This is a genomic window from Pseudomonas sp. 1176_21 (genome assembly GCF_052850635.1).
This window is the reverse complement of record NZ_VXCV01000007.1, coordinates 299,102-319,444: the sequence shown is the minus strand read 5'-3', so window position 1 is coordinate 319,444 and position 20,343 is coordinate 299,102. Positions and strand designations below refer to the sequence as shown.

The following is a 20,343-nucleotide window of genomic DNA, read 5'->3' as shown; positions in this document are numbered from 1 at the left end:
AGTTCCGACTGCGCCGGAAGTGGGGCGAATTATAGAGAGATTAAATCGTGCGTCAAGGGCTAATTTGAAACTTTCGTCACCGATACACGCTTGCGCCCTCCCACACGGGGAATGCGCTTCTCTATAGAAGGCACTCTCAGCAGCATCAACAACCCACCGATGACCGCGTACACCGTCCATTCCTTGAGGTCTGCCCGCACTATCCACAGAAAATGCAGCAGCCCCAGACCCAGGATCACGTAAACAAGCCGGTGCAGCTTCTTCCACCGCGCGCCCAAGCGGCGCTGGCTGTAGCGGTTGGAGGTCACCGCCAGTGCCAGCAGCCCGACAAGCGCCAAACTCCCAACAATGATGTAAGGGCGCTTGCGCAACTCGACGCCCAACTGCCCCCAGTCCAACCCGAGGATAAAGAACAGGTAGGCACACAAGTGCATCAGCACATAGGCAAAGCACCACAGGCCGAGCTGCCGGCGCACCACGATCCAGCCAGACCAGCCTGTCAGCTTCTGCAACGGCGTCATGCAAAGCGTTACCAGCAGCATGACCAGAGCACCCTGCCCCATCCTGTCCACCAGCACCTTGCCCGGATCGGGGCCCAGCGCATCGAGCACAGCCTGGGCCAGCCAGTACAGCGGCCAGACACAAGCCAACAGAAAGGCCGCGAAACGAAACAGTGGATAGCGCATCAGTAGTTCTTCCGCAGGTCCAGGCCGCTATATAAAGAAGCCACTTCGTCCGCATAGCCGTTGAACATCTGCGTATCGCGAACGTTGGGGCTGAACAGGCCGCTGGGCAGCCTGCGCTCACGGGCCTGGGTCCAGCGCGGGTGGTCCACCGTGGGGTTCACGTTGGCATAGAACCCGTACTCTTCAGGCGCGATGTTCTGCCAGGTGGTGCGCGGCTGCTGCTCGACCAGGCTGATACGCACGATGGACTTGATGCTCTTGAACCCATACTTCCACGGCACCACAAGGCGCAGCGGCGCACCGTTCTGGTTGGGCAGTTCGCGGCCATACATGCCCACCGCCAGGATGGCCAGCGGGTTCATCGCCTCATCCAGTCGCAGCCCTTCCACATAGGGCCAGTCGATCAAGGCGAAGCCCGAACGCTGCCCGGGCATGTGCTTTGGATCCTGCAGGGTTTCGAAGCGGATGTACCGGGCCTTGGAGGTCGGCTCCACCTGCTTGAGCAATGCCGAAATCGGAAACCCCAACCAGGGGATCACCATCGACCAGGCCTCCACACAACGCAGCCGGTAGATGCGCTCTTGCAACTGATAAGGCTTCATGAAGTCTTCGAGCGCATAGCGGCCCGGCTTACCGACCTCGCCATCCACCACCACCGTCCATGGCGAAGTCGGCAGCGCACCCGCATTGGCAGCAGGGTCGCCCTTGTCGGTTCCGAACTCGTAGAAGTTGTTGTAGTGCGTGGCATCCTTGAACGGCGTGATCGCTTCACCCTTGACCGTTACCGCCTGCCATTGGGTGCCCGGCAGTTTTTCGGCAAACCAGCTGGGGGCAGCACCGGCGTCGACGTCCGCATACTGCGAAACCTCGGCGGCAGCGGCCCAGCGCGGCAAGCTGCCGACCGCCAATGCAGCCGCAGTGCCACCCAGCAGAGCGCGTCGGGAGAGATAGAGGGACTCAGGCGTGATTTCCGATTCTTTGCAGTCGGAAGGCCGGGACAGCTTGATAAGCATAAAGACTCCGTAGAACCGGTGAGCTGATGCACCAGTAGACTACGGAGCCTTGGGGAAATTACATCACTGCTCGGTGGTTTTCTTGCGACGCGAACGCAACAGGTACTGGATAGGGCCCGACGCGGCATACGCGAGGAAAATCAGCAGCAGAATGCGTGGCGGATCGCTGAACACCACCGCGAACACCAGCACCACCACAAGGATCGCCACAAACGGCACCCGCCCCTTGAGGTCCAGCTCCTTGAAGCTGTTGTACTTGATGTTGCTGACCATCAGCATGCCGGCAGCCGCCACCAGCAGCGCCACCAGGAACGAGAGCTTGGAACCCTGGATGCCATAGTCGCTGAACGCCCAGACCGTACCCGCAACCACGCCGGCTGCCGCCGGGCTGGCCAGGCCGATGAAGTAGCGCTTGTCGGCCTTGCCGACCTGGGTATTGAAGCGTGCCAGGCGCAATGCCGCACCCGCCACATAGATGAAGGCAACCATCCAGCCGACCTTGCCCATGTCACCCAGCGCCCAGCCGAAGGCCAGCAACGCCGGGGCCACGCCAAAGGCGACCATGTCGGACAACGAGTCGTACTCGGCGCCGAAGGCGCTCTGGGTGTTGGTCATGCGGGCAACACGCCCGTCCAGACCATCGAGCACCATGGCGACGAAGATCGCGATGGCAGCGAAAGCGAAGTACTTGCTCGCTTCGCGCGGATCACCGGCACTCAGGGCGCTCTGCGCACTCATGGAGTTGATGATCGAATAGAAACCGGCGAACAGGTTCGCAGTGGTGAACAGGTTGGGCAGCAGATAGATGCCGCGATGCCGTACCTTGCGTCCTTCGGCGTCATGCCCTTCTTCAACATGCTCATCGATCGGTAGCAGGCTTTCGGCGTCAGAGGCCTTGTTCGGCTCTTCGGGACGTTCGCTCATGGACATTACCTTGCAACGGTTTGGAAAGTTTCGACAGACGTCTGCGACGAGGGTTCGCCGGCAAACGATGAAGCTTTATACCAGAAGCTGACTGCCTAAACGAAAAAACGCGGCCGAAGCCGCGTTTTCATCGCATCAGATCAAGATCAGTTCTTGGCCTTGTCGACGATTTTGTTCGCTGCGATCCAAGGCATCATCGAGCGCAGTTGCTCGCCGATGACTTCGATACCGTGAGCAGCGTTGTTGCGACGCTTGGCGGTCATCGAAGGATAGCCGGTAGCGCCTTCGCTGATGAACATCTTGGCGTATTCGCCGTCCTGAATGCGTTTCAGGGCATTGCGCATGGCCTGACGGGATTCGGCGTTGATGACTTCAGGGCCGGTCACGTACTCGCCATATTCGGCGTTGTTGGAGATCGAGTAGTTCATGTTGGCGATACCGCCTTCGTACATGAGGTCAACGATCAGCTTCAGTTCGTGCAGGCACTCGAAGTAGGCCATTTCTGGCGCGTAGCCCGCTTCAACCAGGGTTTCGAAGCCGGCCTTGACCAGCTCGACGGTACCGCCGCACAGAACGGCCTGCTCGCCGAACAGGTCGGTTTCGGTCTCGTCCTTGAAGGTGGTTTCGATGATGCCGGTACGGCCGCCACCAACGCCTGCGGCGTAGGACAGGGCAACGTTCTTGGCATTGCCGGAAGCGTCCTGGTAGATGGCGATCAGGTCAGGGATACCGCCGCCTTTCACGAACTCGGAACGCACGGTGTGACCAGGCGCTTTTGGCGCGATCATGATCACGTCCAGGTCAGCACGTGGAACGACCTGGTTGTAGTGGATAGCGAAACCGTGGGAGAAGGCCAGGGTGGCGCCCTTCTTGATGTTCGGCTCGACTTCGTTCTTGTACAGCTGCGACTGGAACTCGTCCGGGGTCAGGATCATGACCAGGTCGGCACCGGCAACAGCGCTTGCCACGTCAGCCACTTTCAGGCCGTGGGCTTCGGCTTTGGCAACGGTGGCCGAACCTTTACGCAGACCGACAGTGACATCCACACCGGAGTCTTTCAGGTTGCACGCTTGAGCGTGGCCCTGGGAACCGTAACCGATGATGGCAACTTTCTTGCCCTGGATGATCGAAAGGTCGCAGTCTTTGTCGTAGAAAACTTTCATGAAAATACCCCTGGTTATCTCGGCCCTTTCAGGCCATTCGCTAATTTTTTGAGTTAGATGCTGAGCACTTTGTCGCCACGGGCAATGCCGGTGACACCACTGCGTACTGTTTCGAGAATGGACGCGGTACCAATCGACTGGATGAAGCTGTCCAGCTTGTCGCTGGTGCCCGACAGCTGCACGGTATAGACCGTGCTGCTGACGTCGACGATCTGCCCACGATAGATATCGGTGGTGCGCTTGATCTCGGCACGCTGCGCACCCGTGGCCTTGATCTTGACCAGCATCAGTTCACGCTCGATGTGCGCGCTTTCCGACAGGTCGACCAGCTTGACCACTTCAACCAGCTTGTTCAGGTTCTTGGTGATCTGCTCGATCACCTCGTCATGACCAACCGTGGTCAACGTCAGGCGCGACAGGGTCGGGTCTTCGGTCGGGGCGACGGTCAGGCTTTCGATGTTGTAGTTGCGCTGCGAGAACAGGCCGACCACACGGGACAAGGCACCTGGTTCGTTTTCCAACAGCAGGGAAATAATGTGCCGCATGATTAGGTCCGCTCCGTCTTGCTCAGCCACATATCGCGCATCGAGCCGTCTTTGATCTGCATCGGGTAGACGTGCTCGCTGTTGTCGACCTGGATATCGATGAACACCAGCCGGTCTTTCATGGCGAAGGCTTCCTCGAGCTTGGGCTTGAGGTCCTTCAGGTCGGTGATGCGGATACCCACGTGACCATAGGCTTCGGCCAGCTTGACGAAGTCAGGCAGCGATTCCATGTAGGAGTGCGAGTGACGGCTGTTGTAGGCCATGTCCTGCCATTGGCGAACCATGCCCAACACGCCATTGTTCAGGTTGACGATCTTTACCGGCAGGTCGTACTGCAGGCAGGTAGAGAGCTCCTGAATGTTCATCTGGATGCTGCCCTCGCCGGTGACACAGGCAACGTCCTGGTCCGGGAAGTTCAGCTTGACGCCCATGGCCGCCGGGAAACCGAAGCCCATGGTGCCCAGGCCACCGGAGTTGATCCAGCGGTTCGGCTTGTTGAAGCGGTAGTACTGCGCCGCGAACATCTGGTGCTGACCCACGTCGGAGGTGACGAACGCATCCCCCTTGGTGACTTCGCACAGGGTTTCGATCACGGTCTGCGGCTTGATGACACTGCCATCGCCCTTGTTGTACGGGAACATGATGCCGTCGCCACGCCATTCGGCAATCTGCTTCCACCAGGCATCCATCGCCGCCTGATCAGGCTTCTCGCCGATTTCGCGCAAGGTGGCGAGCATTTCGCTCAACACGCTCTCGACCGGACCGACGATAGGCACATCGGCCTTGATGGTCTTGGAGATCGATGCCGGGTCGATGTCGATGTGGATGACCTTGGCATTCGGGCAGAACCGAGCCGGGCCGTTGACCACACGGTCGTCGAAACGCGCACCGACGGCCAGGATCACGTCGGCATGGTGCATCGCCAGGTTGGCCGTGTAGCTGCCGTGCATGCCGAGCATGCCCAGGAACTGACGGTCGGTGCCCGGATAGCCACCCAGCCCCATGAGGGTATTGGTGACCGGCAGGTTGAGCAGTTGCGCGACCTCGGTCAACGCAGCCGAGCCACCACCGAGGATCACGCCACCGCCGGAGTAGACGATCGGACGCTTGGCGGCCAGCAGCATCTCGGCGGCCTTGCGGATCTGACCCGAGTGCCCGCGAACGGCCGGGCTGTAGGAGCGCAGCTTGACCTTTTTCGGGTAGACGTACTCGAACTTCTCGGCCGGGTTGGTCATGTCTTTCGGAATATCGACGACAACCGGGCCAGGACGACCGGATTCAGCCAGGTAGAAGGCTTTTTTCAGGATTTCAGGAATTTCCGAGGCATGTTTGATCATGAAGCTGTGCTTCACGATCGGCCGCGAGATACCGATCATGTCGGTTTCCTGGAAGGCATCGGTACCGACCATGGTGCTGGGCACCTGACCGGAGAGGATGACCATCGGGATGGAGTCCATGTACGCCGTGGCAATACCGGTGATGGCATTGGTGGCACCCGGACCGGAAGTCACCAGTACCACGCCGGCCTTGCCGGTGGCACGGGCATAGCCGTCGGCCATGTGGGTTGCCGCCTGCTCGTGGCGAACCAGGATGTGGCTTACTTCCGGTTCCTTGAACAGGGCATCGTATACATGCAGGAGAGCACCGCCAGGGTACCCGTAGATGTGCTTAACGCCTTCGTCACGCAAAAAGCGGACGACCATTTCAGCGCCAGATAAAAGCTCCACGTTGTTCACCTCTAAAACGCCAGAATACCGTCCAGGCAGGACGGGTCTTAATAGGTTTACTGCCAAGCAGAGCATGAGCGACGAAATCGCCGACTACGTCAGCACTGACTGAGCAAGTATTGGGAGCGCCCCAAAGTGTTGCGGGGTTTTCCCACCCAGCGCGAGGTAACGCGTTGCGGGGTGTAACAGGTCGGCGCGGGTGTGCGCCTCATGATCTGCTTAGCGGGTCTGCTTCTGGCAGTCCCTCTACAGCGGAAACTGGATTCTTCTGATTCTGCGCCTGCAAGTCAAGAAAAATTATTGCCAATTTTTCCAAATGACGATCCGCAGCCACCACGAATTACAAAGACAGCAGCAGAAAAACAAACTTCAGAAACAAAAAGAGCCACAATCTGCGGCTCTTAGGGTGAAAATAGGGAAATTCAGGCAGAAGCACTGATCAATTGGTCAAACTCTGCTAATAGACGACGCAACTCGCGACTTTCTTGCGGCCGATCCACGTACACCGTTTCAGCCATCACCAGGATGCCCGAGGCACTGGGCAGCGGCGCACCGTTTTCGAGTATCTGTTTCATCTTCGGCAGAAAGATCCACTGCAGCCACTGATCGAAGTTCATGGCGTCGACGGCGAACGGCGTGGTGCTGGCCAGGGCTTGCGCACTGGGCGCCTCGGCGGACCACCAGCCCTGCCTGTGCAGCTCGTGCTCTATCAGCAGCAGGTGGTCTGCAATCGCCAGGATGCGAGCCTCCATTACAGGCTGACCTTGGCTTTCTGGCGAGCCAGCGCGGCGCCGGCGGCGTCACCCTGCTTGTCGCGCGCCTGGGCGATGATGTCCCACAGGCCGGCCTGCAGATCGGGGCGACCGTTGGCGTAGGTCAGGGCACGGCGCGCCAGCTGTTCGGACTGCGCCGCATCGCCCTGGGCCAGTCGCACCTGGGCCAGACGGTAGAGTACCTGCGGTTCACGCGGGGCAATGCGCTGGGCACGCTCAAGGCTGGACGAGGCGCCGTTGAGATCGCCGCCGGTCTGCTGCGTCTGCGCCGTGGTCAACAGCGCCAGCACCGGGCCATCGAGCTGTTCGTCAGCCGAGAGGCCGCCGCTGCCGGTGTTCGAACTGGGAATGCCGGTGGGTGCGCTCGGTGCGCTGTAGCCACCGCTGCTGGTGCTCGGGAACGGCGCCGAATTCTGCGGGCCTGGGGTAATCGGCCCGGTGTCGATCGACGCGGGCCCGGTAGGCGCCGCAAAGGTCTGGATCGGCTCGGAGCCGGCGCCCTGGGGCACCATCACCGTCACCCCGGAATCCTGCGGCATCGCCTGCGCCTGGCGAGTACCGGTGTTCACGGCAGCGCCGGCACGGTTGGCCGATACCCGCTCGCTGTTGGAAACCCGCGTCCCTGAATCCACTACGGGGATCGAGCCACGCTGCACGCTGGCGCAACCTGTAAGCAAAGCCAGTGCCGTCAAGGCAGGAAACAACCACTTGTTCACGTCACACCCTCTTTGCTGTGCTTTGGCTTAATTCATCCAGCCCTTGACCCAGTCCATCACGGACTCGGCAGGTGCCTGCTCGCCGCCACAGGCGGCGCCGGCCACTGGCTCACTGCCGCGAATATACGGCATCTGTACCGCGCCCGGGCAGCTGGCATCGGAACCTTGGCCGGTATGCGGATCGACCCAGGCCTGTACCACGTTGTCAGGCTGTGGCATGTCCAGCGGCAGCGGGTCGGCCTTGCGCATGAAGCTGGTCCAGACCTGCAACGCGCCGGTGGCGCCGGTGAACGGTGTCTTGCCGTTGTCATCGCGACCCAGCCACACCACTGCCAGCAGGTCCTGGCTGAACCCTGCGAACCAGCTGTCACGCGAATCGTTGCTGGTACCGGTCTTGCCGGCCAGGTTCAACGAACTGGGCAATACACTGTAAACCGAGCGCCCGGTACCTTCACGCATCACCCGCTGCATGGCGTTCTGCACCAGATAGATGGAGCCCGGGTCGAAGGTCTGCTGGATCTGGAACGGGTAGCGCTTGAGCGGCTCGCCCTCGGCGGTCAGCACGCTGCGGATGCCTCGCATCGGCGTGTTGAAGCCGCCATTGGCCAGGGTCTGGTACATGGTCGCAACCTGCACCGGCGACATGCCCCCGGCACCCAGCAGCATCGACGGGAAGGCCGGCCAGTCGACGTTGACACCCAGGCGGCCAATGGTCTTGAGCACGTTGGGCACGCCCACTTCCAGGCCAAGCTTGGCGGTCGACAGGTTGTAGGAATTGGCCAGCCCCTGGTACAGGAAGATCGTGCCATGGGCGCGCCGGTCGTAGTTCTGCGGCTTCCACACCTGGCCGTCGGCGCCCTTCACCGAGAAGGGTTCATCCTGCACCCAGCTGGTGAGGGTGAACTGGCTCGGTTTTTCCAGTGCGGTCAGGTACACCGCCGGCTTGACCAGCGAGCCAATGGGACGCACGGCGTCGATGGCACGGTTGAAACCGGCAAACCCGGCCTGGCGGCTGCCGATCAGTGCCTGCACCTCCCCGGTTTCCGGGTTGGTCACCACCATCGCCGCCTCGACTTCGTCCGCCCCCTTGCGCCCGCTGAGGCGCTTGAAGGTTTCGTTCATCGCCGCTTCGGACTTCATCTGCAGGATCGGGTCGAAGCTGGTGAAGATACGCAGCCCCTCCTCGGTCAAGTCTTCGTCACGGTAGTCCTGGCGCAACTGGCGCTTGACCAGGTCGAGGAAGCCGGGGAACGAGCTGTCCGCCAGGCTGCCGCGCTTGGTCACACCCAGTGGCATTTTCTTCGCGGCCTCGACCGCTTCGGGGGTCGCCACGCCCTGCTCGGCCAGCAGGTCGAGCACCAGGTTGCGACGCGTCAGCGCGCGTTCCGGGGAACGACGCGGGTTGTAGTAGGACGGCCCCTTGACCATGCCCACCAGCAGCGCCACCTGGTGCAGCTTGAGCTCGGACAGCGGCTGGCTGAAGAAGAACTGGCTGGCCAGGCCGAAACCGTGCACCGCACGCTGGCCATCCTGGCCCACGAACACCTCGTTGAGGTACGCCTCGAGGATGTCGCGCTTGCTGTAGTGGGCTTCGAGCAGCAGCGCCATCATCGCTTCGTTGAGCTTGCGGCTGAGGCTGCGCTCGTTGGTCAGGTAGAAGTTCTTGACCAACTGCTGGGTCAGGGTACTGCCGCCCTGGCGCATGGCGCCGGACGAGGTGTTGACCCAGATGGCCCGCGCAATCGACTTGGGCGACACCCCGAAGTGGTGGTAGAAGTCACGGTCTTCCACCGCCACCAGGGTTTCGAGCAGATAGGGCGGCGCCTGATCGAGCTTGATCAGGATGCGGTCTTCAAGGTTCTTCGGGTAGATGCCGCCGATCAGCAGCGGCTCCAGGCGCACCACGTCGAGCTTCGAGCCATTGGTACCGCTCAGGCCGGCAACGTAGTCGCCAGAGAAGCGCACGCGCACGCCCTGGGCTTTTTCCATGCCTTCATAGAACTGGAAGCCGCGGGTATTGAGGTCGATGGTGTTGCCGTTGACCGAGGCCGCGCCCGGGCCGTTGGCCACGCTTTCGCGGCGATAGCCCAGGGCATCGAGCTCGATCAGGAAGTCGTTCTTGCTCAGCTTCTGCCCGACGAACAGCTCGAGCGGGCGCGCGTAGACCTTGGCCGGGATGGTCCAGCGTTTGCCGGAGAATTTCTCCTGGACCACGGCATCAAGGTAAACCGCAAAGCCGGCCAGCACCACAAGGCCGACCAGGCTGAGCTTGAGGGCCCAGCCCAACCAGGCGCGCGCGCGGCCAGAAGGGCGTTTTTTAGAGGTACGGGAAGATCGGGTACGAGTCATGGCGGCGGATTATACGCACTTTATGGCTTGTCGACAGACGCCCTCCGGCGGTTTGCAGCGGCCCCGCTTGCCGCCATAATGGTCGATTCGAATCTCCCACGACCCAGAAGGATCGACCGTGAGCCAAGCCTTGATCGCCGCCCTGCAAAACCCGGCCCTGTTTGCGCACCCTGTAAAGGAATTCCAGGTCATCGAGACGCACATTTCCTGGGTGCTGCTCACGGGCGAATACGCCTACAAGATCAAGAAACCGATGAACTTCGGCTTCCTGGACTTCACCGAGCTGTCGGGTCGCGCGCATTTCTGCGCCGAAGAACTGCGCCTCAACCAGCGCCTGACCGACGACCTGTACCTGGAAGTACTGCCCATCACCGGCAGCGTCGAGGCCCCGCAGCTGGGAGGTGACGGCGCGCCGATCGAGTACGCGCTGAAAATGCGCCAGTTCCCCCAGAACCAGATGCTCAGCACGCTGCAGGCCAATGGCGAACTGACCGCTGCGCATATCGACCAGATGGCCCGCCAGATCGCCCAGTTCCACCTGGCCGCACCGAAAGTGGCTGTCGAACACCCGTTGGGCACGCCCGACAGCGTGATGGCTCCGGTTGAACAGAACTTCGAACAGATTCGCCCGTTCCTCAGCGACAAGGCCGACCTGGTGCAGCTCGATGCGCTGCAGGCCTGGGCGCGCAGCAGCTTCGATCGACTGCACGGCCTGTTCGAAACGCGCAAGGCCGAAGGTTTCATACGCGAGTGCCATGGCGATATCCACCTGGGCAACGCCACACTGATCGACGGCAAGGTGGTGATTTTTGACTGCATCGAATTCAACGAACCCTTCCGCCTGACCGATGTGTACGCCGATACGGCGTTCCTGGCCATGGACCTGGAAGACCGCGGCCTCAAGTCGCTGGCGCGGCGCTTCATCAGCCAGTACCTGGAAATCACCGGCGATTACGCCGGCCTCGAACTGCTGAACTTCTACAAGGCCTACCGTGCTCTGGTGCGGGCCAAGGTCGCGCTGTTCAGCATGCCGGCCGACGCCGATGGCGTACAACGGGCCACCACCCTGCGTCAGTACCGCAACTACGCCAACCTGGCCGAAAGCTACAGCGCTATCCCGTCGCGCCTGCTGGCCATCACCCACGGTGTGTCGGCCGTTGGCAAAAGCCATGTCGCCATGCGCATGGTCGAAGCACTGGGTGCCATTCGCCTGCGCTCGGACGTTGAACGCAAGCGCCTGTTCGGCGAGCAGGCCGAGCAGGCCGCCGGTCAGCTGCAACAAGGCATCTACGCCGATGACGCCAGCCAGAAGACCTACCAGCACCTGCATCAGCTGGCCGGAACAATCCTGCGCGCGGGGTTCCCGGTGGTGATCGATGCCACCTACCTCAAGCAGGCACAGCGCCAGGCCGCCGCCGACGTTGCCAGCGAAACCGGCGTTCCCTTCCTGATCCTCGACTGCAATGCACCGGACGCCGTGATCGCCAGCTGGCTGGCACAGCGCCAGGCCGACCAGAACGACCCGTCCGACGCCACTCTGGAAGTGGTCGCCGCCCAGCAAGCCAGTCGCGACCCGCTGACAGGCGAAGAGCTGCTCAAGGCCAAGCGCGTGGAAACCAACGAAAGCGGCAGCCTGGATGAACTGGTCAAGCAGATTCGCCAGCGCCTGCCCGGCCTTTAAAACGGCGAGGGCGTGAAGCAGTCCACACTTCACGCCTCTATCTCGGGCGCCTCCGCACAGTGGCACTATAATGCCATCATCAGGCCACACAAGGAGGCGCCCTCATGAACCAGCCACGCCAGCTCGACAGCGCGCTATACGCTCTGGTGCACAAGGAACACATCGCGGAATTCAATCGTGAGAAGCCCAGGAACGCCATTGTCGACTTCAAGGACGGTGACTTTCGAGGGCTGGACCTGCGCAAGCTGGACACCGAGGGCATCGATTTCAGTGGTGCCTACTTTCGCGCCTCCGACCTGCGTGGGCTGGACCTGCGCGAGAACTGCCTCGAAGGTGCCAGCCTGGCCCATGCGCAGATCTCCGGCACCTACTTCCCCGCAGAACTGAGTGCCGACGAGATTCTGATGTCGGTCAATTTCGGCACCCGCCTGCGTTATCGCACCCGCTGAAAGCATCTGCCGACAGCTACCGCCTGGCAACGCCGGCGGTGGCTGCAGGCCCCGCCGTGCGCCGCCCATGGCAAAACGCCGCGTATTTTCCAACTGCCGCTACACTCCTTCTTGACCTGCCCACGAATCAATCTCCAGGACCCGTTCAGCCGTCGCAAGGAGGCTTGATGAACGATGAACTTCAGCATCTGAAAAATCTTGGCAAGACGTCGGCGCAGTGGCTGCATGCGGTGGGCATCCACAGTCTCTCGGACCTTCGTCGGCTGGGCGCGGTGAACGCCTACCACGCGGTACGCAGCCGCGGCTTTCGTGCCTCGAAGGTGCTGCTCTACGCGATAGAAGGCGCGCTGCTGGATGTGCACTGGAACGACATCCCCGTTGAACGCAAGGATGCGCTGAACAAACAGCTGGATGCCAAAGCGCCCTGCAAAAATAATTGAAATAAGCAGAATGAAAGGATTGACTTCGAAATGAGAATCGTTATGATTATCACAACTGGTCGCGAGACTGGTTGGATATTCTGAAAGACCTTGGTTCGGACTCTCAGATTATCTCCTCATCAGGCTAATCACGGTTATTGACCCGGCACTTTGCCGGGTCTTTTTTTGCCTGGGATTTGAGTTGCCTGTCATGGCCTATGCACTGGCAAGCCAGCGAAAAGGGCCACCACACATTCCCAGCCTGTATCACCCGCCCTTGCGCAGGCTCGCACAGTAATCCTGCTCGGCCACGCCAGCGGTAAACCACACGTAATCGGCCATGCCTGCGTCCACCTTTTCCCCCACCTGCGCCAGCATCAGCACGCTGGTGCCCTGTTCTACCCCCAGGTCCAGCAGATGCAAGGGCACGCCCAGGTCGTTGCGCACGTGATAGGCCCCCGCCAACAGCAGGGCCGGCGTCGGCGCCTGCATCAGGCGCTGGGCAATTCGCCGGTCACGCTGCTGCTGTACCGCCAGCATGGCCGGCATCTGCGATTCAGGCAGCAGCCCGCAATGCCCTTCACGTACCTGGTCGAGCAAGGCCTGGGTAACCGCAGCGGTCGTAGCGTGCTGCCCCTCCAACTTCGGTACCTGGCGGTAGATATCCCGCACCTCGGCGCGATCAAGGTTCGCCGCCAGCAACGGATAGGGCTGCCCCAGCGCATGGCGCACGATCGGGCCATACAGGGCCCAATCCCAACCTGATTGCCAGTGCAGCGCCGACACCAGGTCGACCGGTAGCGTGGGCTGCTGCTTGAGTGCATCCACCCGCGCCTGCTGCGCCGGCTCCAGCATCTCCAACAGCAGGCTGCCCTGCGGCCGTTGCTGCTCCAGCGCGCGTAACAACCACAACTGCAAGGCATGGTGATCGGGGTTGTCGTGCTGCTCCCCCACCAGAACCCGCGGTGCCGCAGCCAGGCGCCGGACCAGTTGCTCCGGTGTCAGTAACCGGCCTGTGCTCAACTCGCGGATCTGCCCCAGTTCGGCATGCTCGCGCCCCTGCGGGCCTTGCCACTGCGGCAGTGGCGCCAACGCTGCGCCGGACTGGCAAGCGCTCAGTCCCAACGCCAGCAGCAACAGGGTGCCAAACAGCAACGTGCGAGGCATGGGCGAGCTCCTAGCGGGCGATGATGAGCGGGTGCCCCCGCTCGGGGTGAGGTTGAACCAGTACTTCAAGGCCGAACACGGCGCGCAGCGCTTCGGGCCGAAGCACATGTTCAGGGGTATCCAGCGCATGCGGGCAGCCACGTTCGAGCAGCAGGATGCGGTCACAATAGCGCGCCGCCAGGTTCAGGTCATGCAGGATCACCAGTACCGCCGCACCACGGTCGGCAAAGGCTCTGACCGCCTGCAACGTGGTGTGCTGATGCAAGGGGTCGAGCATGGACGTCGGCTCGTCGAGCAACAGCGTGCAGCCGTCGCCCCCTGGCCAGAGCTGCGCCAGCACCCGCGCCAGGTGCACTCGCTGACGCTCGCCCCCCGACAGCGCCAGGTAGCTGCGCCCCACCAGGTGCCCGGCATCCGCCGCCTCCAGTGCCTCGACCACGATTGCCTGGTCGCGCACCTGACCGGTGCGGTGGGGCAGTCGCCCCATGGCCACCACCTCCTCGACACGAAACGCAAAGCCCAGGCTTGAAGTCTGCGGCAGTACCGCCAGGCGTTGTGCCCGCTCATGCCCGCTCCAGTCGCCCAACGCACGCTCATCCAGCAGCACACGGCCATGATGGGCAGGCAATTCGCCGCACAATGCTGCGAGCAAGGTGCTCTTGCCAGCACCATTGGGGCCCAGCACACCCAGCACCTGCCCCGGCTCGATGCCCAGGGTGATGCCATCGAGCACCCGGGTCTGCCCGCGCACCACCTGCAGGTTCTCCACCCGTAGCATCAGGCACGCCCCCGTAGCAGCAGAAAAAGGAAGAAGGGGGCACCGATAAATGCAGTGACGATGCCAATCGGCAGTTCTGCCGGCGCCAGTGCCAGCCGCGCGATCAGGTCGGCGAACAGCAGCAGCGACGCTCCGGCCAGCAGCGACGCCGGCAGCAACACGCGATGGTCGGGGCCGGACAACAGTCGCACCATGTGCGGCACCACCAGCCCGACAAAACCGATCAACCCCGCCGCCGCTACCGCCGCCCCCACGCCCAGCGCGGTGCAGAACACCAGTTCGCGCTTGAGTGTTTCGACCTCGATACCCAGGTGGCGCGCCTCCGACTCCCCCAGCAGCAGGGCATTGAGCGCCTCGGCCCGGCGCGGCAGCCACCAGGCCACTACCACCGCCACCAGCAACAACGGCCACAGGCGCGGGTAGCTTGCGCCATTGAGACTGCCCAGGTTCCAGAACGTCAGCGTACGCAGCGTGGCGTCATCGGCAAGATAAGTGAACAGCCCCACCACCGAGGCGGCCAGGGCGGTCAGGGCGATGCCCGCCAGCAGCATGGTGGCGACACTGGTCTGACCGTCACGCCGGCCCAACCGGTAGACCAGCGCCGTCACGCCCAGCCCGCCGAGAAAGGCGAAGATCGACAACAGATAGGGCGCGAATACCTCGGGCACGCCCCCCAGCCAGTTGCCGCCCACAATCGCCACCGCCGCCCCGAGTGCAGCACCGCTGGACACCCCGACCAGGCCGGGGTCGGCCAGCGGGTTGCGAAACAGGCCCTGCATCGCCACCCCGGAAATCGCCAGCACCGCGCCGACCACCAGCCCGAGCAAGGTGCGCGGCAGACGAATCTGGCCCAGGATCAGTTCGGCCTGCTCCAGCCCCTGGGCCTGAATCGGCACGCCTATCAGGCGCAGCCCGGCTCGCAGGGTGTCGAGCAACGGCAGGCTGACCGGCCCCAGGGCCAATGACAGCCACACCGCCAAAAGGCACAGCAGGCTCAGGCCGATGAACAGAGCACGCGGTGGTACCAGTCGATTCATGGGGCCAGTTGCGCCTTGGCCGCCGGGTAGAAGGCTTGCGCCAGCGCTTGCAGGCTGGCCGGCTGACGCGGCCCGAGGCCGCCCACCAGCAAGGTCGGGTCAAGTTCGACCAGACGCTTGTCCCGTGCTGCGCGAGAGGCCGCCAGCGCCGGGTTTTCCTTGAGCAGGGCCTGCAGCGCCGCCTCGCCCGACAGGCTGCGATCGGCAAACACCAGCACCTGGGGGTTCAGCGCCGCCAGCGCCTCGACCGAGAAGTTCTTGTAGCCGTCATTGTCGGCCAGGTTGCGCCCGCCGGCCTGGCGAATCATCCAGTCGCCTGCGGTCCCCTTGCCCGCGATCATCGGCTTGGCACCGCCATGCCCCACCAGCAGAATCACGCCAGGGGCCGCCTGACTGCCCTGCACTGCCTTGATTCGTGCCGCCAGCCCGTCAAGCTGCTGCCGGTACTCGCCGAACAGGCGCTCTGCCTGCGCCTCGTCGCCCATCAGGCGGCCCAATTGCCGGAGGTTGCCATGTACGGCCTGCAGCTCGGGCGTGCTCGAAAACAACTCCACCTTCACCCCGGCCCCCCGGAGCTGCTTGAGCACCTCTGGCGGGCCCATTTCCTCGGTGCCCACCAGCAGGTCCGGGCGCAAGCTGAGCACCCCTTCGGCCGACAGCTGACGCTGATAGCCGATGCTGGGCAGCGCCTTGAGGCTCGCCGGGTGCTGGCTGGTGGTGTCGACGCCCACCAGCCGCGACTCGCCGCCCAGCGCCACCACCCACTCGCTCAGCGCACCGCCGGCACTGACCCAGCGGGCGGCCAGGGGTTCGGCCTGGGCCGCCGAGTTGAAAACAAGCCCGATACACAGGGCGATCAGGCTGGCACGTCGGCGCATAGCAAGGCTTCCTTAGATGAAGGCGGACCGTTGTCCAGGTGGATAACGGTTGGGCAGTGCCCGTACTCGCGGTATAAAGACGCCGGGCACGGCCATTGCGGGCAATTTGATAATTATTTGCATTTGGACGTCAAGCCGACTCTCGTTTCTTCAAGTGAACCTACCCATGCACCTTCTTTGCCGCCCGTCCGATCTGGGCGAGGGCCAAAGCCGTGGCTTCAAGGCCGCAGGCATCGACCTGTTCGGCGTACGTCGCCAGGGCCGCGTCTACCTGTACCGCAACCGCTGCCCGCATCGTGGCATCGGCCTGAACTGGGAGGCAGACCAATTCCTGGACCCCAGCGCCCAACTGATCGCCTGCGTTCATCACGGCGCACTGTTCGTGCCGGAGTCCGGTGAATGCGTGGCCGGCCCCTGTACCGGGGATGCATTGCAGGCCCTGGACTGCCGGGAAGACAGCCAGGGCATCTGGCTCATTACGTGAGCGTCACCGGCAATGCGCGGTCGATGCTGATCTGCTCGCCGTCCAGGTGCACGCCGTAGGCCAGCACCTCGACACCTTCGGCTGCCGCTGCACGCAAGGCCGCGGCATAGGCGCTGTCGATTTCCTCGGCCGGGCGCACCGCATCGATGCCGCTCAGGTTCACGCAATACAGTTGCACCGCCCGCACACCCTGGCGCACCAGTGCCGACAGTTCGCGCAGGTGCTTGGCGCCACGTTGGGTCACCGCGTCGGGAAACGCCGCTATCCGCGAGCCGTCGAAGCCCAGGGTCACGCTCTTGACCTCGACATAGGCCGGCCCTGTGGGGTACTCCAGGCGAAAATCGATGCGGCTGCGTTCCTCGCCATAGGCCACCTCCCGCCGGAGCGCCGTGAAGCCGGCCAGCTCGGTGATGCGCCCGGCGTGCAGCGCCTCTTCGACGATGGCATTGGCCCGCCCGGTGTTCACACAGGCCAGCCGGCCTTGCGGGGTCTCGGCGATTTCCCAGGTGCCCGGCAATTTGCGCTTGGGGTCGCTGGACCGACTGAACCAGACCTTGCCGCCCTCCAGCATGCAGTTGAGCATCGACCCGGTGTTGGGGCAGTGGATGGTCATCTGTTCGCCGTTGGCCAGTTCGATGTCGGCCAGAAAACGTTTGTAGCGACGCAGCAGGCGCGCCTGCTCAAGTTCGGGGAAAAAACGCATCAGCCTTGCCAACTCCGCAAACCGCGGGCAATCCGCTCGACCGCCTGCTGCAGGCGCGGCAGGCTCTGGGTGTAGGCAAACCGCACATGGTGCCCGGCCTGGTGACGACCGAAGTCCAGGCCCGGGGTGAAGGCTACGTGCTCGGTTTCGAGGAAGTGCTGGCAGAACGCGAAGGCATCACCACCGAACGCGCTGATATCGGCGTACAGGTAGAACGCCCCTTGCGGTTCCACCGCGATACCGAAGCCCAGCTCGCGCAGGGCCGGCAACAAGAAGTCGCGACGCCGCGCGAACTCGGCGCGACGCTCCTCGAAAATCGCCAGCGTGCGGGGTTCGAAACAGGCCAGCGCAGCATGTTGGGCCATGCTCGGCGCACTGATGTAGAGGTTTTGCGCCAGCTTCTCCAGGTCGGCGACCGCTGCAGGCGGCGCTACCAGCCAACCGAGGCGCCAGCCGGTCATGCCGAAATATTTTGAGAAACTATTCAGCACGAAGGCTTCGTCATCGACTTCCAGCACGCTGGGGGCGTCGATGCCGTAGGTCAGGCCGTGATAGATCTCGTCGACCACCAGGTGGCCATTGTGCGCACGGGTGGCCTGCGACAGGCTGGCCAGTTGCTCGCGGTCGAGCACCGTGCCGGTGGGGTTGGCGGGCGAGGCCACCAGTGCACCGACGGTCTCGTTGTCCCAGTAACGCTCGACCAGGTCGGCATTGAGCTGGTAGTTGGCCTCGGGGCCGACCGGCACCAGTTGCGCACCGCCCTCGACCAGGCGCAGAAAGTGCCGGTTGCACGGGTAGCCCGGGTCGGCCAGCAGCCAGTGCTTGCCTGGGTCGACCAACAGGCTGGCCGCCAGCAGCAATGCGCCCGAGCCGCCCGGGGTGATCAGGATGCGCTGCGGGTCGATGTTCACCCCGTAACGCTGGGCATAGAACCCGGCAATCGCCTCGCGCAGCGCAGGCAGGCCGCGTGCCGCGGTGTAGCGCGTGTGGCCTGCGGCCAGGGCAGCCTGGCCGGCTTCGACGATGGGCGCGGCAGTGGTGAAGTCCGGCTCGCCGATCTCCAGGTGGATCACGTCATGCCCGGCTGCCTGCAGTTCGTTGGCCCGCGCCAGCAGCGCCATGACGTGAAAGGGTTCGATGGCGCGACTGCGCGCACTGTAGGGCTGGGCCATGGCCTTCTCTCAAATGGGTCTAAAATGATGATTCTACCCATGCATGGGAACGAACGTGTGGGTAAAGCCGTGGTCAACCGGGGAGACAACCGGGAGTAGCGCGCCCCGATTCGATCTGGTAAGTTCGGCGGCTCGCAGTCGCAGGGCCGGCGGGCGCCGGAGATGGAGAAGCCTGCGCAATGGATTAGAAGAGTGAGAGGCGGTCTATTCATGTCCACCCAAGAAAAGAAACAAACCGTTCAAGCCGTTGGCGACTTCACCCCCTATGAAGCTGGTAAGGGTGAGGAGTACATGAGCGATGACATGCGGGCCCACTTTGTCTCCATCCTGAACAAGTGGAAGCAGGACCTGATGAAGGAAGTGGACCGGACTGTAGACCACATGAAGGAAGAGGCAGCCAACTTTGCCGACCCGGCAGACCGTGCCAGCCAGGAAGAAGAGTTTGCGCTGGAACTGCGCAATCGTGACCGCGAGCGCAAGTTGATCAAGAAGATCGACAAGACGCTGCAACTGATCCAGGACAAGGACTACGGCTGGTGCGAAGACTGCGGTGTTGAAATCGGTGTGCGCCGCCTGGAGGCCCGCCCTACCGCCGACAAGTGCTTCGACTGCAAGAACCTTGCGGAAATCAAGGAAAAACAGGTCGGCAAGGCCTGACCTGAACAGAACGGGGCGCTCAAGGCGCCCCGTTTCATTTATGGCTGTCGGATCTACCCGCCTGTGATGAACACCCCGCGCTACATCGGGCGCTTCGCCCCCACCCCCAGTGGTTTTCTACATTTCGGCTCGCTGGTTGCCGCCCTCGCCTCGTGGCTGGACGCACGCGCGGTGGGCGGGCAATGGCTGCTGCGCATGGAAGACATCGACCCGCCGCGCGAAGCCCCCGGCGCCCAGGCCGCCATCCTGCACACTCTGGAAAACTACGGCCTGCACTGGGACGGCGCAGTGGTGTACCAGAGCCAGCGTCACGACGCCTATGCCGCCGTGGTGCAGCGCCTGTTCCAGCAGGGCCTGGCGTACGCCTGTACCTGTTCGCGCAAGCAGCTGGAAGGGTACAACGGTATCTATCCGGGCCTGTGCCGCAACCTGGGCCACGCCCAGGAGGACGCGGCCATTCGCCTGCGCGTGCCCGAGCTGAGCTATCACTTCACCGATCGTCTGCAGGGCCGCTTCGAGCAGCACCTGGGACGCGAGGTGGGCGACTTCGTGATCCGGCGCCGCGATGGCCTGTACGCTTACCAGCTGGCAGTGGTGCTGGACGATGCCTGGCAAGGCGTGACCGATATCGTGCGCGGTGCCGACCTGCTCGACAACACCCCGCGCCAGCTGTACCTGCAGGAGCTGCTGGGCCTGTCGCAGCCGCGCTACCTGCATGTGCCGCTGATCACCCAGCCCGACGGGCACAAGCTGGGCAAGTCGTATCGCTCGGCACCGTTGCCGGCGGACCAGGCCACACCCTTGCTGTTGCGGGCCTTGCGTGCTCTCGGCCAACCGGTCGAGGCGGGCATGGCGCTGGGTACGCCGAGCGAGGTACTCGCGCACGCCGCCCAGCACTGGAATACCGACGCCCTGCCCCGGCGCCTGAGCGTGCCCGAAGCCGACCTTCACTGATCGTTGCTCACTGCTGACACAGGCGCTGAGCCCTTCGCTGGCAGGCCAGCGCCCATCGGTGCACCGTT

The 20,343-nt window shown here is 63.1% G+C and carries 21 protein-coding genes; 6 read left to right on the top strand and 15 right to left on the bottom strand.

Annotated elements, in window-relative coordinates; genetic code table 11:
- Positions 1-59 precede the first annotated feature (59 nt).
- The 9 genes from msrQ to mrcB all read right to left on the bottom strand — a co-directional run bounded on the left by msrQ (position 60) and on the right by mrcB (position 9,896).
- Positions 60-686, bottom strand: a complete 627-nt coding sequence (gene msrQ / locus FW760_RS18505) for a protein-methionine-sulfoxide reductase heme-binding subunit MsrQ (RefSeq protein ID WP_116052269.1) — start codon at positions 684-686, stop codon at positions 60-62.
- Entirely contained in the window at positions 686-1,699 is a 1,014-nt protein-coding gene (gene msrP, locus FW760_RS18500; RefSeq protein ID WP_116052270.1) for a protein-methionine-sulfoxide reductase catalytic subunit MsrP, read from the bottom strand. Before msrP ends, msrQ begins: the two co-directional genes overlap by 1 nt.
- Positions 1,700-1,762: 63 nt before the next feature.
- Positions 1,763-2,623, bottom strand: coding sequence for a CDP-diacylglycerol--serine O-phosphatidyltransferase (gene pssA / locus FW760_RS18495; protein WP_043863786.1), 861 nt, complete (start codon positions 2,621-2,623; stop codon positions 1,763-1,765).
- Positions 2,624-2,769: 146 nt separating this feature from the next.
- Complete coding sequence (gene ilvC, locus FW760_RS18490) at positions 2,770-3,786, bottom strand: ketol-acid reductoisomerase (protein WP_043863787.1); 1,017 nt, start codon at positions 3,784-3,786, stop codon at positions 2,770-2,772.
- 53 nt (positions 3,787-3,839) lie between these two features.
- Positions 3,840-4,331 (bottom strand): acetolactate synthase small subunit, encoded by a 492-nt coding sequence (gene ilvN, locus FW760_RS18485; RefSeq protein ID WP_043863788.1) that lies wholly within the window; start codon positions 4,329-4,331, stop codon positions 3,840-3,842.
- A 2-nt stretch (positions 4,332-4,333) separates the two neighbouring features.
- The gene (locus FW760_RS18480; RefSeq protein WP_043863936.1) at positions 4,334-6,058 is read right to left on the bottom strand and encodes an acetolactate synthase 3 large subunit; all 1,725 of its coding nucleotides are present in this window, start codon (positions 6,056-6,058) and stop codon (positions 4,334-4,336) included.
- A 422-nt stretch (positions 6,059-6,480) separates the two neighbouring features.
- Positions 6,481-6,810, bottom strand: a complete 330-nt coding sequence (locus tag FW760_RS18475; RefSeq protein WP_043863789.1) for a YqcC family protein — start codon at positions 6,808-6,810, stop codon at positions 6,481-6,483.
- Positions 6,810-7,547, bottom strand: coding sequence for a hypothetical protein (locus tag FW760_RS18470; RefSeq protein WP_054916524.1), 738 nt, complete (start codon positions 7,545-7,547; stop codon positions 6,810-6,812). Before FW760_RS18470 ends, FW760_RS18475 begins: the two co-directional genes overlap by 1 nt.
- A 27-nt stretch (positions 7,548-7,574) precedes the next feature.
- On the bottom strand, positions 7,575-9,896 hold the full coding sequence (mrcB, locus tag FW760_RS18465) for a penicillin-binding protein 1B (protein WP_054916525.1): 2,322 nt from the start codon (positions 9,894-9,896) through the stop codon (positions 7,575-7,577).
- Positions 9,897-10,014: 118 nt separating this feature from the next.
- Between mrcB and FW760_RS18460 the strand changes: the two genes are divergently transcribed.
- The 3 genes from FW760_RS18460 (at position 10,015) to FW760_RS18450 (ending at position 12,466) form a co-directional block, all read left to right on the top strand.
- On the top strand, positions 10,015-11,577 hold the full coding sequence (locus tag FW760_RS18460) for a bifunctional aminoglycoside phosphotransferase/ATP-binding protein (RefSeq protein WP_043863792.1): 1,563 nt from the start codon (positions 10,015-10,017) through the stop codon (positions 11,575-11,577).
- A gap of 104 nt (positions 11,578-11,681) precedes the next feature.
- Positions 11,682-12,026 (top strand): pentapeptide repeat-containing protein, encoded by a 345-nt coding sequence (locus FW760_RS18455; RefSeq protein WP_043863793.1) that lies wholly within the window; start codon positions 11,682-11,684, stop codon positions 12,024-12,026.
- A 167-nt stretch (positions 12,027-12,193) separates the two neighbouring features.
- Positions 12,194-12,466: a TfoX/Sxy family protein gene (locus FW760_RS18450; protein ID WP_043863794.1), complete on the top strand. Its 273-nt coding sequence runs from the start codon at positions 12,194-12,196 to the stop codon at positions 12,464-12,466.
- Positions 12,467-12,712: 246 nt separating this feature from the next.
- Here the strand turns inward: FW760_RS18450 and FW760_RS18445 are convergent, their stop codons facing one another.
- Genes FW760_RS18445 through FW760_RS18430 form a run of 4 tightly spaced genes read right to left on the bottom strand, consistent with a single transcriptional unit; the run spans position 12,713 to position 16,305 of the window.
- Positions 12,713-13,612 carry a ChaN family lipoprotein gene (locus tag FW760_RS18445; RefSeq protein WP_088514008.1) on the bottom strand — a complete coding sequence of 300 codons (900 nt, stop codon included), beginning with the start codon at positions 13,610-13,612 and terminating at the stop codon, positions 12,713-12,715.
- 10 nt (positions 13,613-13,622) lie between these two features.
- Entirely contained in the window at positions 13,623-14,390 is a 768-nt protein-coding gene (locus tag FW760_RS18440) for a heme ABC transporter ATP-binding protein (RefSeq protein ID WP_116052272.1), read from the bottom strand.
- On the bottom strand, positions 14,390-15,427 hold the full coding sequence (locus FW760_RS18435) for a FecCD family ABC transporter permease (RefSeq protein ID WP_043863797.1): 1,038 nt from the start codon (positions 15,425-15,427) through the stop codon (positions 14,390-14,392). Before FW760_RS18435 ends, FW760_RS18440 begins: the two co-directional genes overlap by 1 nt.
- Positions 15,424-16,305, bottom strand: coding sequence for a heme/hemin ABC transporter substrate-binding protein (locus FW760_RS18430; RefSeq protein ID WP_054916529.1), 882 nt, complete (start codon positions 16,303-16,305; stop codon positions 15,424-15,426). Before FW760_RS18430 ends, FW760_RS18435 begins: the two co-directional genes overlap by 4 nt.
- A 166-nt stretch (positions 16,306-16,471) precedes the next feature.
- Between FW760_RS18430 and FW760_RS18425 the strand changes: the two genes are divergently transcribed.
- On the top strand, positions 16,472-16,789 hold the full coding sequence (locus FW760_RS18425; protein ID WP_058540543.1) for a Rieske (2Fe-2S) protein: 318 nt from the start codon (positions 16,472-16,474) through the stop codon (positions 16,787-16,789).
- Here FW760_RS18425 and sfsA read toward each other — a convergent pair.
- Positions 16,782-17,492 carry a DNA/RNA nuclease SfsA gene (sfsA, locus tag FW760_RS18420; RefSeq protein WP_116052273.1) on the bottom strand — a complete coding sequence of 237 codons (711 nt, stop codon included), beginning with the start codon at positions 17,490-17,492 and terminating at the stop codon, positions 16,782-16,784. The two genes, FW760_RS18425 and sfsA, sit on opposite strands and share 8 nt — an antisense overlap.
- Positions 17,492-18,664, bottom strand: coding sequence for a pyridoxal phosphate-dependent aminotransferase (locus tag FW760_RS18415; RefSeq protein ID WP_078481321.1), 1,173 nt, complete (start codon positions 18,662-18,664; stop codon positions 17,492-17,494). The genes sfsA and FW760_RS18415 overlap by 1 nt, the downstream gene beginning before the upstream one ends.
- A 210-nt stretch (positions 18,665-18,874) precedes the next feature.
- Between FW760_RS18415 and dksA the strand changes: the two genes are divergently transcribed.
- The gene (gene dksA, locus FW760_RS18410) at positions 18,875-19,321 is read left to right on the top strand and encodes an RNA polymerase-binding protein DksA (RefSeq protein WP_043863802.1); all 447 of its coding nucleotides are present in this window, start codon (positions 18,875-18,877) and stop codon (positions 19,319-19,321) included.
- A gap of 66 nt (positions 19,322-19,387) precedes the next feature.
- On the top strand, positions 19,388-20,275 hold the full coding sequence (gluQRS, locus tag FW760_RS18405; RefSeq protein WP_043863803.1) for a tRNA glutamyl-Q(34) synthetase GluQRS: 888 nt from the start codon (positions 19,388-19,390) through the stop codon (positions 20,273-20,275).
- Positions 20,276-20,343: the final 68 nt, after the last annotated feature.

Excerpts from the sequence above, each read along its gene's own strand:
- msrQ (WP_116052269.1), bottom strand. The coding sequence starts at position 686 with ATGCGCTATCCACTGTTTCGTTTCGCGGCCTTTCTGTTGGCTTGTGTC.
- msrP (WP_116052270.1), bottom strand. The coding sequence starts at position 1,699 with ATGCTTATCAAGCTGTCCCGGCCTTCCGACTGCAAAGAATCGGAAATC.
- pssA (WP_043863786.1), bottom strand. The coding sequence starts at position 2,623 with ATGAGCGAACGTCCCGAAGAGCCGAACAAGGCCTCTGACGCCGAAAGC.
- ilvC (WP_043863787.1), bottom strand. The coding sequence starts at position 3,786 with ATGAAAGTTTTCTACGACAAAGACTGCGACCTTTCGATCATCCAGGGC.
- ilvN (WP_043863788.1), bottom strand. The coding sequence starts at position 4,331 with ATGCGGCACATTATTTCCCTGCTGTTGGAAAACGAACCAGGTGCCTTG.
- FW760_RS18475 (WP_043863789.1), bottom strand. The coding sequence starts at position 6,810 with ATGGAGGCTCGCATCCTGGCGATTGCAGACCACCTGCTGCTGATAGAG.
- mrcB (WP_054916525.1), bottom strand. The coding sequence starts at position 9,896 with ATGACTCGTACCCGATCTTCCCGTACCTCTAAAAAACGCCCTTCTGGC.
- FW760_RS18455 (WP_043863793.1), top strand. The coding sequence starts at position 11,682 with ATGAACCAGCCACGCCAGCTCGACAGCGCGCTATACGCTCTGGTGCAC.
- FW760_RS18450 (WP_043863794.1), top strand. The coding sequence starts at position 12,194 with ATGAACGATGAACTTCAGCATCTGAAAAATCTTGGCAAGACGTCGGCG.
- FW760_RS18445 (WP_088514008.1), bottom strand. The coding sequence starts at position 13,612 with ATGCCTCGCACGTTGCTGTTTGGCACCCTGTTGCTGCTGGCGTTGGGA.
- FW760_RS18440 (WP_116052272.1), bottom strand. The coding sequence starts at position 14,390 with ATGCTACGGGTGGAGAACCTGCAGGTGGTGCGCGGGCAGACCCGGGTG.
- FW760_RS18435 (WP_043863797.1), bottom strand. The coding sequence starts at position 15,427 with ATGAATCGACTGGTACCACCGCGTGCTCTGTTCATCGGCCTGAGCCTG.
- FW760_RS18430 (WP_054916529.1), bottom strand. The coding sequence starts at position 16,305 with ATGCGCCGACGTGCCAGCCTGATCGCCCTGTGTATCGGGCTTGTTTTC.
- FW760_RS18425 (WP_058540543.1), top strand. The coding sequence starts at position 16,472 with ATGCACCTTCTTTGCCGCCCGTCCGATCTGGGCGAGGGCCAAAGCCGT.
- sfsA (WP_116052273.1), bottom strand. The coding sequence starts at position 17,492 with ATGCGTTTTTTCCCCGAACTTGAGCAGGCGCGCCTGCTGCGTCGCTAC.
- FW760_RS18415 (WP_078481321.1), bottom strand. The coding sequence starts at position 18,664 with ATGGCCCAGCCCTACAGTGCGCGCAGTCGCGCCATCGAACCCTTTCAC.
- dksA (WP_043863802.1), top strand. The coding sequence starts at position 18,875 with ATGTCCACCCAAGAAAAGAAACAAACCGTTCAAGCCGTTGGCGACTTC.
- gluQRS (WP_043863803.1), top strand. The coding sequence starts at position 19,388 with ATGAACACCCCGCGCTACATCGGGCGCTTCGCCCCCACCCCCAGTGGT.